The organism is Marinobacter sp. GH_1, assembly GCF_048595985.1.
Classification (GTDB): Bacteria; Pseudomonadota; Gammaproteobacteria; order Pseudomonadales; family Oleiphilaceae; genus Marinobacter; species Marinobacter shengliensis.
On the sequence record NZ_CP184460.1, the window covers coordinates 4095374 to 4112441 of the forward strand.

Annotated in this window: 20 protein-coding genes; 6 read left to right on the forward strand and 14 right to left on the reverse strand. The window is 58.5% G+C overall.

From position 1 onward, the window contains the following. Positions 1–153 precede the first annotated feature (153 nt). From tssE to tssB, 3 genes are all read right to left on the reverse strand, one after another. The gene (tssE, locus tag ACNSOI_RS18635; RefSeq protein ID WP_061331938.1) at positions 154–591 is read right to left on the reverse strand and encodes a type VI secretion system baseplate subunit TssE; all 438 of its coding nucleotides are present in this window, start codon (positions 589–591) and stop codon (positions 154–156) included. Between the two features lie 3 nt (positions 592–594). Continuing rightward, positions 595–2076, reverse strand: a complete 1482-nt coding sequence (gene tssC, locus ACNSOI_RS18640) for a type VI secretion system contractile sheath large subunit (protein ID WP_420194771.1) — start codon at positions 2074–2076, stop codon at positions 595–597. A 61-nt stretch (positions 2077–2137) separates the two neighbouring features. Beyond that, positions 2138–2635, reverse strand: a complete 498-nt coding sequence (tssB, locus tag ACNSOI_RS18645) for a type VI secretion system contractile sheath small subunit (protein WP_058090748.1) — start codon at positions 2633–2635, stop codon at positions 2138–2140. 271 nt (positions 2636–2906) lie between these two features. On the opposite strand from tssB, the gene ACNSOI_RS18650 reads away from it, so the two are divergent. Together ACNSOI_RS18650 and ACNSOI_RS18655 are read left to right on the forward strand one after the other, a co-directional pair. Further along, positions 2907–3167 carry an acyl-CoA-binding protein gene (locus ACNSOI_RS18650; RefSeq protein WP_058090750.1) on the forward strand — a complete coding sequence of 87 codons (261 nt, stop codon included), beginning with the start codon at positions 2907–2909 and terminating at the stop codon, positions 3165–3167. Positions 3168–3309: 142 nt separating this feature from the next. After that, positions 3310–3621, forward strand: a complete 312-nt coding sequence (locus tag ACNSOI_RS18655; RefSeq protein WP_061331940.1) for a site-specific integrase — start codon at positions 3310–3312, stop codon at positions 3619–3621. Positions 3622–3647: 26 nt separating this feature from the next. Here the strand turns inward: ACNSOI_RS18655 and ACNSOI_RS18660 are convergent, their stop codons facing one another. Then, positions 3648–4028, reverse strand: coding sequence for a hypothetical protein (locus ACNSOI_RS18660; RefSeq protein ID WP_286255733.1), 381 nt, complete (start codon positions 4026–4028; stop codon positions 3648–3650). Between the two features lie 190 nt (positions 4029–4218). Continuing rightward, complete coding sequence (gene greB, locus ACNSOI_RS18665; protein WP_286921376.1) at positions 4219–4734, reverse strand: transcription elongation factor GreB; 516 nt, start codon at positions 4732–4734, stop codon at positions 4219–4221. 288 nt (positions 4735–5022) lie between these two features. On the opposite strand from greB, the gene ACNSOI_RS18670 reads away from it, so the two are divergent. Next, on the forward strand, positions 5023–5295 hold the full coding sequence (locus tag ACNSOI_RS18670) for a hypothetical protein (RefSeq protein WP_058090754.1): 273 nt from the start codon (positions 5023–5025) through the stop codon (positions 5293–5295). 3 nt (positions 5296–5298) lie between these two features. Here the strand turns inward: ACNSOI_RS18670 and ACNSOI_RS18675 are convergent, their stop codons facing one another. From ACNSOI_RS18675 to ftsY, 8 genes are all read right to left on the reverse strand, one after another. After that, a complete protein-coding gene (locus tag ACNSOI_RS18675) occupies positions 5299–6780 on the reverse strand; it encodes a HAMP domain-containing sensor histidine kinase (protein WP_058090755.1) in 1482 nt (493 codons plus the stop codon). Then, positions 6767–7447: a response regulator transcription factor gene (locus tag ACNSOI_RS18680; protein WP_011787144.1), complete on the reverse strand. Its 681-nt coding sequence runs from the start codon at positions 7445–7447 to the stop codon at positions 6767–6769. Before ACNSOI_RS18680 ends, ACNSOI_RS18675 begins: the two co-directional genes overlap by 14 nt. Before the next feature lie 103 nt (positions 7448–7550). Beyond that, on the reverse strand, positions 7551–8330 hold the full coding sequence (gene hyi / locus ACNSOI_RS18685; RefSeq protein ID WP_420194772.1) for a hydroxypyruvate isomerase: 780 nt from the start codon (positions 8328–8330) through the stop codon (positions 7551–7553). Between the two features lie 10 nt (positions 8331–8340). Beyond that, positions 8341–9273: an NAD(P)-dependent oxidoreductase gene (locus tag ACNSOI_RS18690; RefSeq protein ID WP_420194773.1), complete on the reverse strand. Its 933-nt coding sequence runs from the start codon at positions 9271–9273 to the stop codon at positions 8341–8343. 233 nt (positions 9274–9506) lie between these two features. Further along, the gene (gene rpoH, locus ACNSOI_RS18695) at positions 9507–10367 is read right to left on the reverse strand and encodes an RNA polymerase sigma factor RpoH (protein WP_058090758.1); all 861 of its coding nucleotides are present in this window, start codon (positions 10365–10367) and stop codon (positions 9507–9509) included. 192 nt (positions 10368–10559) lie between these two features. Further along, complete coding sequence (gene ftsX, locus ACNSOI_RS18700) at positions 10560–11567, reverse strand: permease-like cell division protein FtsX (protein WP_106696117.1); 1008 nt, start codon at positions 11565–11567, stop codon at positions 10560–10562. Further along, complete coding sequence (gene ftsE / locus ACNSOI_RS18705; protein ID WP_058090759.1) at positions 11557–12249, reverse strand: cell division ATP-binding protein FtsE; 693 nt, start codon at positions 12247–12249, stop codon at positions 11557–11559. The genes ftsX and ftsE overlap by 11 nt, the downstream gene beginning before the upstream one ends. Before the next feature lie 28 nt (positions 12250–12277). Then, positions 12278–13501: a signal recognition particle-docking protein FtsY gene (gene ftsY, locus ACNSOI_RS18710; protein ID WP_061331948.1), complete on the reverse strand. Its 1224-nt coding sequence runs from the start codon at positions 13499–13501 to the stop codon at positions 12278–12280. A gap of 159 nt (positions 13502–13660) precedes the next feature. On the opposite strand from ftsY, the gene rsmD reads away from it, so the two are divergent. After that, positions 13661–14293, forward strand: a complete 633-nt coding sequence (rsmD, locus tag ACNSOI_RS18715) for a 16S rRNA (guanine(966)-N(2))-methyltransferase RsmD (protein WP_061331949.1) — start codon at positions 13661–13663, stop codon at positions 14291–14293. Positions 14294–14368: 75 nt separating this feature from the next. Here rsmD and ACNSOI_RS18720 read toward each other — a convergent pair whose 3' ends face one another. Beyond that, positions 14369–15547: a fatty acid desaturase gene (locus ACNSOI_RS18720; protein WP_106696061.1), complete on the reverse strand. Its 1179-nt coding sequence runs from the start codon at positions 15545–15547 to the stop codon at positions 14369–14371. Positions 15548–15732: 185 nt separating this feature from the next. Here ACNSOI_RS18720 and mutM point away from each other — a divergent pair, with 185 nt between their 5' ends. Both mutM and ACNSOI_RS18730 read left to right on the forward strand, forming a co-directional pair. Beyond that, on the forward strand, positions 15733–16545 hold the full coding sequence (gene mutM / locus ACNSOI_RS18725; protein ID WP_106696062.1) for a bifunctional DNA-formamidopyrimidine glycosylase/DNA-(apurinic or apyrimidinic site) lyase: 813 nt from the start codon (positions 15733–15735) through the stop codon (positions 16543–16545). A 105-nt stretch (positions 16546–16650) separates the two neighbouring features. Then, complete coding sequence (locus tag ACNSOI_RS18730) at positions 16651–16983, forward strand: hypothetical protein (protein WP_072675996.1); 333 nt, start codon at positions 16651–16653, stop codon at positions 16981–16983. The last annotated feature ends 85 nt before the right edge of the window (positions 16984–17068 follow it).

Sequence of the window (17068 nt, forward strand, 5' to 3'; positions counted from 1 at the left end):
CGCAAACACTCAGGTTTGACGGAGGGGGTGGGGATGCTTTTCTGCCGGGAAAAAAGATGTCTGAGCGAAGCGAGTTGTTTTTTCCCAGAAGAAAAGCATCCCCGCCCCCTCCCAACTCCAGTGTCCGCCCAAAGTCCAAGTCCCCACCAAGTCTTACAGCACCCGGTAATAGCGCTTATCATCGAGGACCAGATCAATGGTCGTCCGGTCATCAGCACCGGCTACCTGCAGGTAAACGGTCACCTGAAACTTCAACTGCAGCGGGTCCGGGCCCGGCGGCAACGCCACCACATCCACCCGCTTGACCCGCGGCTCAAACTTCTCGATGCACTGACGAATCGCCCCGCGAATCTGGATACTCAAATCCTGAGTACCCAGGGTGGCATCGTTGAAATCCAGCAATCCCAGGTCTGGTACGCTGGCGCTGTTGCCCGGGTGGGCATTCAGCAGGCGCACCAGGTGGCGCTTGATGGATTCCACCACATGGGTCACTTCACCCATGCCCTGCCCCGCAGGGGCGGCGGCCTGTTCGAGCCGTTCAAACAGGCTGCCAGTATTGCGAACGCCGTCAGTGCCAGTGGCGCCGAACATGGATTAATCCTTGTCCAGGCGGCCGACCAGCGAGAGTTCGAAGTTGGCACCCATGTACTTGAAGTGCGGGCGCACGGCCAGGGAGACCTGGTACCAGCCCGGATCGCCCTCCACTTCCGACACTTCCACCTTGGCGGCACGCAACGGGCGGCGGCTGCGGACTTCGGCGGGCGGGTTTTCCTGGTCGGCCACGTACTGGCGAATCCAGGTGTTCAGTTCCCGCTCCAGATCCTGGCGTTCTTTCCAGGAGCCGATCTGTTCGCGCTGCAGCACTTTGATGTAGTGGGCCAGGCGGTTCACGATCATCATGTACGGCAGTTGGGCACCCAACTTGTAGTTGGTTTCCGCTTCCTTGCCTTCTTTGGTGTTCGGGAACTGCTTGGGCTTCTGCACCGAGTTGGCGGAGAAGAACGCGGCGTTGTCGCTGCCCTTGCGCATGGTCAGGGCGATGAAGCCTTCTTCCGCCAGTTCGTATTCCCGGCGGTCGGTGATCAGCACTTCGGTGGGAATCTTGGCTTCCAGCTGGCCGAAGGACTCAAAGGTGTGCACCGGCAGGTCTTCCACGGCACCACCGCTTTGCGGGCCGATGATGTTCGGGCACCAGCGGTACTTGGCGAAGCTCTCGGTCAGGCGGGTAGCCAAAAGATAGGCGGTGTTGCCCCATAGGTAGTGCTCGTGGTCGCCGGAGACTTCTTCTTTGTAGTTGAAGCTGCGCACCGGGTTCTCGGTTGGGTCATAGGGCACACGCAGCAGGAAGCGCGGCGCGGTCAGGCCCAGGTAACGGGCGTCTTCGGATTCCCGCAGGGAGCGCCACTTGGCGTATTTCGGGCCTTCGAAGACGGCACTGAGCTCCTTGATGGCCGGCAGTTCCTGGTAGCTGTCGACACCAAAGAACGACGGCGCCACCGAAGACAGGAACGGCGCGTGGGACATGGCGCCTACAGAGGACACGTACTGCAGCAGCTTCATGTCTGGCGTTGATGGACTGAAGGCGTAGTTGCCGACAATGGCACCCACCGGCTCACCACCGAACTGGCCGTATTCTGCGGCATAGATGTGCTTGTAGAAGCCGGTCTGGGTAACATCCGGTGCAAACTCGAAGTCTTCCAGCAACTCCTGCTTGGTGGCGTGCAGGATGTCGACTTTGATGTTCTCTCGGAATTCAGTGCGGTCGACCATCAGTTTCAGGCCGCGCCAGGACGATTCCAGTTCCTGCAACTTGGGGGCGTGCAGGATTTCATCCATCTGGGCACTGATCTTGCGGTCCAGCTCGACCACCATCTGGTCCACAAGGGCCTTGTTGACCGGCTGGCCTTTTTCGTCGCTTTTCAGCAGGTTGGCGATAAACGTCGCTACCCCTTTACGGGCAACATCGTAACCTTCGTCGGCCGGCGCCATACGGCTATTGGCCATGACCTGGTCCAGCAAGGACCCTTCTGCTACGGATTCGGAGGCAGCAGATTGCTGCACAGCAGTATCAGACATACCACATCCCTTCAGTACGTGATTGATAATCGGTGTTGGTTACCGGGTTCCGGTGGTGCGCTTACTCGCCGCCTTCGGTGGCCAGTTCGAGCTCGGCCAGCAGTTTTTCCCGGGCGCTGTCGTTGTCCAGCAGCTCCTGCAGCTTGGAACGGAACGAAGGCACGTTGCCCAGCGGGCCCTTGAGGGCAACCAGGGCTTCACGCAGCTCGATCAGTTTTTTCAGCTCGGGTACCTGGCGGGCAATGCTGTCCGGAGAAAAGTCGTCCAAACCCTGGAATTCCAGATTGACCGGCAGGTCATCGGCATTCTCTTCGAGCTTGTTGGAGACCGACGTAGACAAAGTCAGACCGGCTTCCTTCATGACAGAACGGAAGTTGTTCTTGTCAACGGAAATGGCTTTGCGGTCTTCGATGGGGGTTTCTTCAGCATGGCCCTTGAAATCGCCAACCACAAACATCTTCAGCGGCAGCTCGGTTTCAGCCTGCTGGTCGCCGGTGGCGGGGACATACTTGATATTGATGCGCTCTTTCGGCGCGACGGAACCGTCTTTGGCAGACATGGCGTGCTCCCTGTGCAATTCATTTGCAGTGTTGTTCAGTCCTTGATGCCTGCCGTCCTGGCAGACAACGCGTCAAACTGTACACAGGTGATCTGGCATTCTCAAGCAAAAACTGGCCAGCAATGGCCCAAACTGTGCTGTCGGGCAAACTTTTGCCAGATAGCCCTGTTGCCGGACCGAATGCAGTTTCAGTCAATGACGGCACTGCCGGCCAAGGCTATACTCGCGATATCCTTCGAGGAGACAACCATTTACACCAAGGAGACACACCATGAGTGACCTGAAGGCGAAGTTTGATGAAGCGGTAAACTATATCCAGACCGCCGAGGGCGATTTCAAACCGTCCAACGAGATGAAGCTTGAGTTTTATGCCCTGTACAAGCAAGCCACCGCAGGCGACGTGTCCGGCAAGCGCCCGGGCATGATGGATTTCGTGGGCCGCGCCAAATACGACGCCTGGGAGAAGCTGAAAGGCACCTCCAGCGATCAGGCTATGCAGCAGTACATCGATAAGCTCGACTCACTGAAGTAATACCCCCTGGGCTGTGCCCGCCCCTTTGGCGCGTGCAGCCCTCAACCGCAGGAAAATACCGCCTTCGGTTTTGCGCCGTTCAAACGTTTGTCATATGATGCGCGCAACATAACAACAACAAGCTTTCCGAAGAGTACACACCATGGATATTACCCAGGCGCTCGAGCAGTCACGGCCCGGTATGGTCGGCGATGTACAGGCCGCCATCCGCAAACGCCAGCTGAATCAGCGGGCCGAACAAACCTACCTGCACTGGATCAGCCGTTTTGTGCTGTTTCACGATCTAAAAGACCCGGCTCATCTGGCGGCAGAAGATCAACTGCTGTTTCTGGATTATCTGAGCAACAAAATCCGCGTATCTCGGGCGAGGCTTAACCAGGCCACCCAGGCGCTGACCTTCTTTTACGAGGACGTACTTGGTAAGACGGCCACCCCGAACGCAGCAGTGGCCTGAACAGGTTCGAAGTGGCGCCGGGGGAATCAGCGCCCGGTCATATTGACGTTCAGAGTATCGTAGGTGCGATTCTCCGGTGGCCGGATCGAGTAGGTGTTGCTGTGGGTCTGGCCCGGGATGAGCTTGGGATTGCTGAACCGGATATCCACCGGAATTTCGGAGCGCCCGAGATCGGTACGGCTGTCTCTGGGCTGCAATGCCAGAGGATCAAGATAGAAGTCGTCGTCACTGGCGGTTTGCACCGGAACTCCGGCCGCCGGCGCTTCGAGCCCGCCCTCGATGACCGTATTGGCCAGGGTTTCCTCTTCGATGGAGCGGAAAGGAATGGTATCAATGGTGGAACGCTGTTCCAGTTCAAACACCGGTGCTGTGTTGTTAGCGCTTTGACCCTGAGCGCTGACAGACATCAGCCCCAGCGATAGCACAACGGTAGCCATGGCGACCGGGCCTGCCCATTTTGAACCGGTGTGAGACTCTGACGAATTCATCGCATCAACCCTGATTGATCTTCCATTGCCCTTTCGGGTGACAATTTTTGATCAGTCTATCGCCATTGGTGACGCTTTGCTCAACCAAAAGACGATTCTGTGACGATTTTCACTTGCCAGTACCTGCCGGCTGATACCGAATCCCGGTGATGACCACCGTCTTCCAGCCCTCCGGCGTTTTCACGGAGACCTCATCGTCCAGATGCTTGCCGATCAATGCCCTGGCAAGCGGGGCATTGATGCTCAGATAGCCCTTGGCGAGGTCAAATTCATCCGCACCCACCAACCTGTAGGTCTGTTCTTCACCGTCATCGTCCTCGATGGTGACCCAGGCCCCGAAAAATACCCGGCTTTGATCGTCCGGCAGCCGGTCGACCACGGTAAGTTCATCCAGGCGCTTGCTCAGGAACCTTACCCGCCGATCGATTTCCCGTAGCTGCTTTTTGCCATAGATGTATTCGGCATTCTCAGAGCGATCCCCCAAGGCGGCAGCCTCGCGCACGGCTTGGGTGACTTCGGGGCGCTTCACTTTCCACAGGTACTGCAACTCCTCCCGTAACGCCTGCTCGCCGTCCGGTGTGATATAGCGCGGTCTTGGAGCCGTCGAACCTTCGGTCTTGCTCATCAGATCAGGGATTCCGGGTTAAACAGAAAATTCAGGGCATAAAAAAACCCCGTGGGTCACGGGGTATAAGGCTAGCGCTGTGCTGGAGGGAGAAGCAAGCAACTTTCTACCTGCTTCTGCATCTACAATTTCCATTCTACAGAGCGGGCATTACCCGGCGGTGGCCACGGAATTACCTTTTTGCAAGGCTGAAACCTGGCTGATCGGCTGAAATTAGGTTGTACACTCTAGGCGCCGGAGATAGCGTGCGAGGTAATCAACACTGACTTTTCGTTTGGAGACAAATCCATGAACACCAAAAAACTGATGAACCTGGCTCTGGAAGGTGTCGATAGCCTGGGCTTTCGCCTGGACAGTCTGGGCATCACCAGCAAACTGAATCGCCACAACATCGCGGCCTTTCTGATGGCTGAGCAGAAGCATCTGGAAGGGGAATGGGACAGCATTCAGGCCAAAGTGGACCGTCGCCGCTCTCAGTTCGAGCACATCAGCGGCCTGGTCGAAGCCCGCGCTGGTGCACTGATCAGCCCGGTGGTTAACCGTTTTCGCGCCAGTCAGTAAGACTCAGGCGCTACTGGTTTCGGTAGAGGACGACCTATCGTTCTGGGTCTCCTCTGCCTGTTCGGCCGGTGTTGCCTTGATCCGCTTGCGGACCCCGGTATAGGCGGGCATCTGCACGGTGACCGTCAAGCCAGGTGGCTCCTCTCCCTCATGGGTATCACTAAGCAAAATCTGGCCCTGGTGAATTTCTGCTACCGCACTGACCAGGCTCAATCCCAGGCCGTTGCCTGGCAGTGACCGACTCTTGCCCACCCTATAGAAGCGCTGGAACACCTGGCTTTTCTCGTCGTCCGGTATACCGATACCGGAGTCCTGCACCTCAAACACCGCGCCCGCGCCATCGCGGCGAACCACCACCTGGATGGAACCGTGCTCCGGTGTGTATTTGATCGCATTGTCGATCAGGTTGCTGATCATCTGGAACAGCAGGTCTCGATCACCCTCGATCATCACGCCTTGCTCCAGCGACTGGGCGAAGGCTTGCTCCTTGTCCTCCGCCAGGGCTTCGTACAATTCACAGGCATCACTGACCAGCTCGTCCAGGGACACCACTTTCATGTCCGCCGAATTCCCTCGGGTTTCCAGCCGGGCAATCCGCAACAGAGCGTTGAAGGTTGCCAGCAACTGGTCCGCCTCGGCCACTGCCCTGCCCACCTGTTCCCGGGCCTCATCGTTGTCCACGGCAATCAGGGTGTTCTCAAGCTGGTTGCGCAGGCGCGTCAGCGGGGTGCGAAGGTCGTGGGCAATGCTGTCTGACACATGGCGAATACCTTCCATCAGGTAAACAATGCGGTCGAGCATCTGGTTCAGGTTTTCGGCGAGCTGATCAAAATCGTCCTCGGTGCCGCGGGTGGGTATGCGTAGTGACAGATGGCCATTCATGATTCGCCGGGAAGTGTTATTGATGACTTCGATTCGGCGCGTAGTGCCACGGCTCATCAAAAAGCCACCCAGTAACGCCAGTGCCAGGGTGATGCCCATGCCCCAGTTGATGGCGGTTTCGATCACCCGCTTGAGATTGGTGAGTTCTTCAACATCCCGCCCCACCAATAATTTCAACCCGCCCTGGACCTCGAAAATCCGGGCACGGGCCAGCCGCTCCGGGCCTTGCCAGCCCACTGAGGAATCCAGGGTAAAGTTGATCCAGCCGGTGTCCGACGAGCGACTGCCCCCTGGCCACGTTTCAATGTTACCGGCCAGCTTGAGGAAGTCGTCTGTGGTGAGCAGGTAGATGGATTTGGCGTTGGGGTCCCGGGCGACGCGCTCACGGATGATGGTGATCAGTCCGTTCACGCCACGCCCACGGTACTGCTCCGCCAGACCGGCGATTTCCGCTTCGATGGTTTCATCGGTCTGGGCGGTCATGAAGCCGGCCGTGCGCCAGTAGATGAATGCCAGCAACAGGAATACCGATGTGGCAAACACCACCATGTACAGTAGGGCCAGCTGAAAAGAGGATGTCCTGAGCTGACTAAGCAGTTTCACGCAGCATGTATCCCGCACCCCGAACCGTCTGCAGCAGGGGCGTGTCGAATTCCTTATCGATCTTGGCCCGCAGGCGGCTGATGTGCACGTCAATCACGTTGGTCTGGGGGTCAAAGTGATAGTCCCAGACTTTTTCCAGCAGCATGGTCCGGGTGACCACCTGGCCGGCGTTACGCATGAGATATTCCAGCAGACGGAATTCCCGCGGCTGAACATCAATGTTCTGACCGGCACGCTTGACAGTCCTGGCCAGCAGGTCCATCTCCAGATCGGCGACCTTCAGCACGGTTTCCGTTTCCGCCGCCTGGCGATTGCGTCGAATCAGAGATTCGATACGGGCCAGCAGTTCGGTAAACGAAAAGGGTTTGGTGAGGTAGTCATCACCGCCGCCACGCAGCCCTTCTACCCGGTCATCCACATCGCCCAGGGCGCTGAGGATAAGTACCGGAGTTTGATTTCCCGTTGCCCGCACCGTCTTGATGATGGACAGGCCATCCATGCCAGGCAGCATGCGGTCCACAATCATGATGTCATACTCTTCACTGGCCGCCATCATCATGCCTTCCTTGCCGTCGGCCGCATGATCCACCACGAAGTCGGATTCTCTCAGTCCCTTCAGCAGATAATTTGCTACATCCCGATCGTCTTCGATTACCAGCGCTTTCACCGGTGCTCCTCCTGATAGCGGATTACATTAACTCTTAGGGTACGAAGAACTCCGGAAACCAGCCAGTTACCATCTTGTAAGAGGGTGTCGCCTATGACGACGGTCAATTTGCCGACCGGAACCAGCTCAGAGTGTCCTCCGTTACCGACGATGGCCGGTATTCCGCACTCACCCAGCCCTGATAGCCCATTCGATCCAGCGCTGCGAAAACATTCGAAAAGTTAATCTCGCCGCTACCGGGCTCATGCCGGCCCGGATTATCGGCAAACTGGATGTGGCCAATCCACGGTAGCAGACACTCCATGGTACGAATCACATCGCCTTCCATAATCTGCATATGATAGACGTCATACTGCAACCGCACATTGTCGGCATCGAGTTCTTCAAGCAATGCCATCACCTTGCCCGTGGTGTCCAGCATGAACCCCGGCATATCCACCCGGCTGTTAATCGCCTCAAGGCACAGGGTCAGACCCGCGTCGGCAAAGCGATCAGCGGCATACTGCACGTTCGCCACCAGCGTCTCCCAGGCGATCTGCCCATCCAGATCTGCCGGCTTCAACCCTGCCAGGCAGTTCAGCTGCCGGTTGCCCAGCACCCGCGCATAGGTAATACCCTGATCCACCCCGGCACGAAACTCCTCAACCCGGTCCGGCAAACAGGCAATGCCCCGCTCCCCGGCCTGCCAGTCTCCCGGCGGCAGGTTGAACAACACCTGGGTCAGGCCCTGCTCCCGTAGCTGCTCCGCCAGCTGCTCTGCCGGCCAGTCATAGGGAAACAGGTACTCCACCGCGGTGAACCCTGCGGCCCGCGCCCGGGAAAAGCGCTCCAGAAACGGAACCTCGGTAAACAACATCGACAGATTGGCAACAAACCGTGGCATTGTCCGCTCCTTAGTTCTTTGAGTTTGAAGTGTCTTCCTTCGGGCCACGGCCCATCGACCCCAACAGAGTGCCGTTCAGGTGCTCCAGCTCCAGTAACAGACCACTGTGGTCCACATCACTGTGGCCATTCGCCACCAGTGACAAATACTCGTTATGGGTCTGCTGCGCCAACGGCAATGTCAGCCCCTCGGCCCGGGCCTCGTCCAGAATCATCCGCATATCCTTCAACTGAATCCGCGCCGGCGCACCGGGTGCAAAATCCCGGTCAATCATCCGCTGCCCGTGCAGCTCCAGAATCCGACTACCGGCAAACCCACCCATCAGCGCCTCCCGCACCGCCGCCGGGTCTGCCCCACCCTTGGCCGCCAGCAACAACGCCTCGGAAACCGCACCAATGGTAATCCCAACAATCGCCTGATTCGCCAACTTCGCCAACTGCCCGGCCCCCACCGGCCCGATGCGGGTACACTTACCCAACACCTCAAACACCGGCCGGGCCCGCGCCACATCCGCCTCAGGCCCACCGGCCATAATACTCAAACGGGCTTCAACCGCTCCCAGAGTACCGCCCGACACCGGCGCATCCACAAACCCGGCACCCCGCTCCGCCGCCAATCCAGCCAACCGCCGCGCCAGCGACGGCTGCACCGAACTCATATCAATCACCAGCGCCCCGGAATTCAACGCCGACAGAGCGCCCTGAGCCACCAGCACGTCCTCAACCACCGCGCCATTCTCCAGCATGGTGATCACAATATCGGCGCCGGTGACCGCCTCAGCCGGGCTCCCGGCAATCGTTGCCTCGCCGGCAAAAGGCTCACACTTGCTCGCAGTGCGGTTCCATAGGGTCATGGGGTAACCGGCCGTTAGCAGGTTACGGGTCATCGGTGCGCCCATCAGGCCGATGCCGAGGAAGGCGATGTGAGGAAGTCTGCTCGTCATTTTTCTGGTCCCGCTCCAAAAGTAGGAGAAGCGGCTGGGTGGGTCTTTCCAAAACTGTGCGGAGCCATGGATGGCGGAGCCCAAGCGTCACATGGATGTGCCGAAGGAGCGTGTTTTGGAAAGACCCACCCAGCCGCTTCTGCCCGGATGTCTGGATTCTATAAGGTATACAAACAAAAACGCCACCAACCGCGAACGGTGGTGGCGTTTCAAGCCAAGCAGGGTGGCGCCAATCAAGCCGCTTCGATCATCTGCGCCTTGATCTTCTTCATGGCATTCTTCTCCAACTGCCGAATCCGCTCCGCCGACACACCATACTTGTCCGCCAGCTCATGCAGCGTCGACTTGCCATCCGTCAGCCAGCGCTCACGCAGAATATCCTGACTGCGCTCATCCAGCGCCGACAACGCCTGCATCAACCGGCCATTGGAATCTTCAGACCAATCGGCGTTCTCCAGCTGCACCGCAGGATCACTGCGACGATCTTCCAGGTAGTAAGCAGGCGCCTGGTAGCTGCTGTCATCGTCGTCATCCATCGGCCCTTCGAACGAAGTGTCGTGGGACGCCAGCCGGCCTTCCATCTCGCGCACCACCCGAGGCTCTACCCCCAGATCCTTCGCGACCGCATTCAACTCATCGTGGTTCAGCCAAGCCAGCTTCTTCTTCTGACTGCGAAGGTTGAAGAACAGCTTACGCTGAGCCTTGGTAGTAGCGACCTTCACAATACGCCAGTTGCGCAGAATGAACTCATGGATCTCGGCCTTTATCCAGTGCACCGCAAACGACACCAGACGCACGCCATACTCAGGATTGAAGCGCTTGACGGCCTTCATCAGGCCCACGTTACCTTCCTGGATCAAATCCGCCTGAGCCAGGCCGTAGCCGGAATAGCTCCGGGCAATATGAATCACAAATCGCAGGTGCGACAGCACCAGCTGGCGGGCGGCTTCCACATCGCCATCATAGTGCAGGCGCTCAGCAAGCTCCCGCTCCTCATCCACGGAAAGCACCGGAATGCGACTTGCCGCCTGAATATAAGACTCAAGGTTGGCACCCGGAACCAGTCTGTCAGCCAGCTGTAAACTCGTACCCATGTATTAACCTCCGAACCTGACAGCCATTAAATATAACAACTAAAGCTTAGACCGCCAAGAACTTGATTAGTTCCCGAACTTTCCAGTAAAACGTTACAAAACAACAACCTGAAAAGTCCACCGTGGCTTTTCTGACCCTTAAGCTACGCCAGAACAAACTCTCTCTTCAATACGGTTTTCCCGATACCGGGATCACCCTCCGGCAATATCACCCGGCTCAATGTCATCCAGATGGCGCTTTACCGCGAGCCAAGCGCCTAGCCAGCCTAGCAGCATTGCGATGATAATCAATGCCAATGCACCGTCAAAGCCCGGCCCCTGCAGCGAGAATTCGCTGCGGTAAAGGCCTGCCAGCCGCTCAATGGGCCCGTTCAGCCACCACAAAGAGAGCTGGATCAACAACCAGGCAACCACCCCACCTCCAAGGCCAAACCAGGCCCCGGTGTACAGAAACGGCCGGCGGACAAAGGCATCGGTGCCGCCCACCAGCTTGGCTACCAGAATTTCATCCCGCCGGTTTTCAATCGCCAGGCGCACGGTATTGCCAATCACCAGAATGACCGCCGAGCCAAGCAACAGCGCCAGGGCCCATACCGCCCGGGCCAGAATGTCGGTCATGGCATTGAGCCGCTGCAACCAGCCAAGATCCACCTGCACCTGCTCAATGCCATCCATTCCATCAACAAACCGCACCAGGGCCTGCACGCCATCAGCGGAGCGGGCGCTGTCCTGGGGGGTGATCAACAAGGTATGGGGCAGCGGATTGTCATCCAGAAAATCCAGGGCATCGTCCAGGCCGGATGATGCGCGAAACTCCTCCAGGGCCTGATCCCGATCCACCAGCTGAACCGACAGGACCCGGCCATCGCCCCGGACCTCCTCCGCCAGTTCCCCGGCTTGCTCCAAAGAGACATCCATGGCCAGGTAGGCAGTGATCCTGGCACTGCTCTCCCAGCCGGCACTCACGCCCTGCAAACTGCCCAACAGCAGCAACAGTGCGACGGGCAAGGCGAGCGCCACGCCCATCACGGTCCAGGTCATCATACTGGCCACCGGTGTTTGCCAAAGACGCCGGGCGGAATCCCGGGCCACCTTCCGGTGATGCTCCAGATAGCTACGGGCCTGGGCGTTCACCGGAGACTTCCCCCGATTGGCAGCCCCGCGCCGGTTATCCTGCTTGTGCCGGGGTTCAGTAGCCACTGGCACCTCCCGCTGCCGGGGCATGCCCACCGGCGATCAGCTGGCCATGATCCAGGGTCAGCTTTCGCCGTCCCATCTCATTGATCAGGGCAATGTCGTGGGTGGCAATCAGTACGGTCACGCCCACCTGGCTGAACTCGGTAAACAAATGCATGATATCTGCAGACAGCTCCGGATCCAGGTTACCGGTGGGCTCATCCGCCAACAACACAGGCGGTTTGTTAACCACGGCCCTGGCAATGCCAACACGTTGTTGCTCACCGCCGGATAACTGCAGCGGGTTCATTTTCTCCTTGTTCAGCAGCCCCACCTTATCCAACGCCGCCCGCACCCGACGGCCGATGTCATTGGGCGAGGCGCCCATCACCTCCAATGGCATCGCGACGTTATCGAATACAGTGCGATCAAACAGTAGCTGGTGATTCTGGAACACCACGCCGATATGTCGGCGGATGTAGGGGATCTGGCGCCGTGGCAAACTATTCAGGCGTTGGCCACCGACGATCAGCTCACCGGCCGTCGGCCGCTCCATGACCATGATCAGCTTTAGCAGGGTACTTTTGCCCGCGCCGGAGTGCCCGGTCAGAAACGCCAGTTCCCCCCGGTCCAGGTGAAAATTCACCTGGCGCAAAGCGGTGTGATCGCTGTCATAGCGTTTGGTAACTTGGCGAAACTCGATCATTTCGGGCGCGGGCTCCGTAGCCGGTGCTTCAGTCGTCGAACAGGGCGTCGACAAAGGTTTCCGCATCAAAACTGCGCAGGTCTTCGGCCTGCTCGCCCACACCGATAAAGCGGATAGGCAGCTGCAGCTGGCGGGCAATGGCAAATACAATACCGCCTTTTGCGGTGCCGTCCAGTTTCGTCAGGGTAATACCGCTGACGCCCACCGCCTGCTGGAAGACCTGGGCCTGGCTCAGGGCATTCTGGCCGGTACCGGCGTCCAGCACCAGCATCACTTCGTGGGGCGCCGATTCATCCAGCTTTTTCATGACCCGGACAACCTTGGTCAATTCGTTCATCAGGTTGTCTTTGTTCTGCAGGCGGCCTGCGGTGTCTGCTATCACCACATCGGTACCCCGGGCCTGAGCGGACTGGATAGCGTCAAAAATCACCGAAGCACTGTCGGCGCCAGTGTGCTGGGCCACCACCGGAACGTTATTGCGCTCTCCCCAAACCTGCAACTGCTCCACCGCGGCCGCACGGAAGGTATCACCGGCCGCGAGCATGACGGATTTGCCCTCCGCCTGGAACTTCCGGGCGAGCTTGCCAATGGTGGTGGTCTTGCCGACGCCGTTCACGCCCACCATCAGTATGACGTAAGGCTTGTTGTCGGTGTGGATATCCAGCGGCTTGGTGACGTCCTTCAGCAGGCCATGCAGCTCTTCACGCAAGGCCTTACGCAGGGCCGCACCGTCCTTGAGTTGGTTGCGCTCAAGTTTGTCGGTGAGCGACTCAATGATCTCGGAAGTGGCGGTAACGCCCACATCGGCCATCAACAGGGTGGTTTCGATTTCCTCCAGCAAGTCTTCATCGATCTTCTTGCCCACCGAGAACAGGTCTGCCAGGCCGCCGGTCAGGCTGGCGCGGGTTTTACCGAGGCCCTTCCTGATTCGCTCAAAAACACTGACCTGGGCTTCCGGCTCTGGAGCCGGTTCGGGCTCTGGGGTCAACTCGGCCGCCGGCACTTCCTTGGCCGGCTCTGCCTCCGCAGCGGCTGCCTCGGGTTGCGCCTCGGCCACCGGCGCTTCTTGCGCGGCTTCCGGTTCTTCCCGGGCTGGTTCTGGTTCCGCTGGAGCCGGGCCCCGAGCTACCTCAGGTTTACTCTGAACCACCGCTTTCGGCCGGGGGGCACGCTTACGGTTACCGGCGATATCCAGTACAAAGAACAGAACTAGAAGGGCCAACAGGCCGATTGAAATCCACTCTGCCGTCATAGTCTTACCATCAGTCTGAAAGGGGCGGGCGAAAATAAAGCGCACATTCTAACAGACCTGCAGGCCTAAGTGAGGGGCTGACCCATTATCCCCTGCCGGCTGCTTTCCGGTAACATAATCGCCCACAATTCAACCTGTTCAGAACTCCGGAGCACAACCATGGCCAGACGCAAACCGGCAAACCGCAAAACCGGCCCGACGCCTGCGGCGCGCGCGCTCTCCAGCGGTACCGGGGAGCTGCGTATTATCGGCGGCGACTGGCGCAGCCGAAAGCTGAGATTTCCGGATGCCGGCGGTGTTCGCCCCAGCCCTGCACGTACCCGCGAAACCCTGTTTAACTGGCTCAACTTCCAGATTGCCGGCAGCGATTGTCTGGACCTGTTTGCCGGCTCCGGAGCCCTGGGCCTGGAGGCGCTTTCCCGAGGTGCCGCCAGCACCACGCTGGTCGACCATACCCCGGCACTGGCCAGCGCCCTGCGAGACAATCTCCGGTTATTGAAGTCTGACAAGGGTGTGGTGGTGTGTCAGGGCGCAGAAAGTTTTCTGGCCAACCGGCAGCGTCCACCCTTCGACATCGTGTTCATGGACCCACCGTTCCGACAGGACTGGCTGGAACGATTATTTCCGCTACTGGAATCCGGCCAATGGATCAAACCGGGTGGCTGGGTGTACGTGGAGCATGAGAGCGAACGGGCAACACCGCCGGTGCCTGCGGGCTGGATGCTGCACAGGCAGAAGACCGCGGGCCAGGTAACCTACAGCCTGTACCGGGTTAACCCGGAAACGGATTAGTGCTGTCGCGATAAAACAAAAAAGCCAGATGAGCGAACCCATCTGGCTTTTTTGGTGCCTCAACGGCGGGGCGCGTCAGGCAACCGGACGCAGGGAGTAGGCTCGCAGGTGCGCCGCGAACTCTTCCAGGTAGCGAATGCCGCTGGCTTCCGCCTCTTTGCACCATTCCATCAGCGCCTGCAGTTTTTCCTGGGGTTTCAGCCCGCGCTGACGCCACAACCGTTGCAGTTCGTGGCTCTTCTCGTAGATTTGGCGCAGGATTTCGTGGCGCTCCAGTACCGTTTCCAGCTGTTCTTTGTCCTTGGGCTTGATCAGCGTAGCTTCTCGGGATAACAGCTGCTTCAGCTTCCGGTAGCGGGGACGAATTTCGTCGTCCATCAGTGAACGCTGCTGGCGCAAGACCGGCTCCATGACCCGCTTGCGGTACTGACGCATGATGTCGAAACGGCTGTTGGTGATGGCCTGAACGGTTTCCACATCCATCTCCTGCTTGCCCGGAACGTAATGAGCAATCGGCCGGTAGCCCTTGGGCTTGGCAAGACCAAACAACTGGAACAGGCGAATATAGCCCCAGCCGATATCCACTTCGTACCAACGGCGGGACAGCTTGGCGGAATTCGGATAGGTGTGATGGTTGTTGTGGAGTTCTTCGCCGCCGATCAGGATGCCCCAAGGCGAGATATTGCGGGCATTATCGGCACATTCGAAATTGCGGTAACCCAGATAATGGCCAACGCCATTGACCACGCCTGCGGCCCATACCGGGATCCACATCATCTGTACCGCCCAGATCCAGATCCCGTGGACGCCAAACAGTGCCAGATTGAGTACCGCCATCAGCATGATGCCCAGCATCTTGTATCGGCTATAGACGTTGCGCTCGATCCAGTCCTCCGGGGTGCGCTGCCCATAGCGCTCGAGGGTTTCCGGGGTGGCCGCCTCGGCGTAAAGCTCTGCGCCTTCCAGCAGGACCTTGCGGATACCCAGGACCACCGGGCTATGGGGGTCTTCCTCGGTTTCACACTTGGCGTGGTGTTTGCGGTGGATCGCGGTCCACTCTTTGGTGTTCTGCGCAGTGGTCATCCACAGCCAGAAGCGAAAAAAGTGCTTGAGCACCGGATGCAGATCCAGGGCGTTATGGGCCGAGTGACGGTGCAGATAGAGCGTAACACTGACAATGGTGATATGGGTGAGCACCAGGGTGACCGCTATCAACTGCCATACCGAGAGGTCAAGGAGACCGTTAAACCACATAAATTATCCTCAAGAATTCATCAACTTCGAAAGGCGATACTGCGGAGGGAGATTCGCAAACACTCGAAGGGAATATGCTTGACCAACTTTAGCGTACAGCTGTACGCGTCAACAACACCGTTTGGTGGCTTTTTTGTTACTGTTTACACTTATGGCCCCAGAATACGTTTGCCAGCGGAGGCTTCGTGCCCGAATTACCCGAAGTAGAAACCACTCGTCAGGGCATTGCGCCCCACTGTGAAGGCCAGAAGATAAACGGGGTAGTGATTCGTAATGCCCGGCTGCGCTGGCCGATTCCCGAGGATTTACCGGAGCGCCTGCAGGGTCAGGTTATCCGGTCCGTAGACCGCCGGGCGAAATATCTGTTCCTGCACCTGGATGGCGGCACTGTTATTGTACACTTGGGCATGTCCGGCAGCCTGCGGGTGATCACCGACGGCAGCCCGGCCGCCGCCCATGACCACGTTGATGTCTGTCTCGCCAACGGCCGCACCCTGCGCTTCAATGATCCCCGGCGCTTTGGCTGCTGGCTGTGGTCCGACGACTGCACCCTGCACCCACTGATACGGGATCTTGGCCCGGAACCGCTGTCGCCGGAATTTGGTGGTGCCTGGCTGTTCCGGCTGTCCCGGGGCAAACAGAGCCCGATCAAATCCTTCATCATGGACAATCATGTGGTGGTCGGGGTTGGCAACATCTACGCCAACGAAGCACTGTTCAAAGCCGGCATACACCCGAAACGGAAGGCGGGCCGGATCAGCCTGGACCGCTATCACCGGCTGGCTGAAGCCATAAAGGAAACCCTGAGCGCAGCCATCCTGATGGGCGGCACCACCTTGCGGGATTTCGTTAACAGCGACGGCAAGCCGGGTTATTTTGCCCAGTCATTGCTGGTATATGGGCATGGTGGCGCCCCCTGCCCGGAATGTAACACCGTACTGAAGGAAATCCGGATGAACAATCGCTCCACCGTGTACTGCCCTCGTTGCCAACGCTGAAACTGCAAACCAACATCACACAACTCACACAATACAAACAAAAACCGTTTGAAATTCAGGCAATATGATTCATAGTTAACAGAGAATTAACAGGAGAGAATCGTCATGACCCGCAAGATTTCCCGCACTCTGGTTGCAACGGTGGCAGCCTGTCTGCTGGCTTTTTCATCTTTGGGCCACGCCAGAGCGGTCGATGAGAGCCCCTCGGCGCTGGCCATGACGGCCGATGCGGTTCTGCTGCGACCTGCCCTACTGGCCACCACCATTGTTGGCAGTGCCGTCTATCTGGTATCTCTGCCATTCTCCGCCCTCGGCGGCAACGCCGGTGAGGCTGGCGAAGTGCTGGTTGTTGGCCCTGCCAAGGCTACCTTCGTTCGCTGCCTGGGCTGCTCGCGCACCGGCCGCAAGCCAGAAACGGTTGAACAAGCTGCTGACTGAGCCTACTCCGGCGATCAGTAGAATCCCGGCTTGCCAGCCGCCGGAATCTGAGGCAGCCTGAAGGAAACCCTTCAGGCTGTTTTTG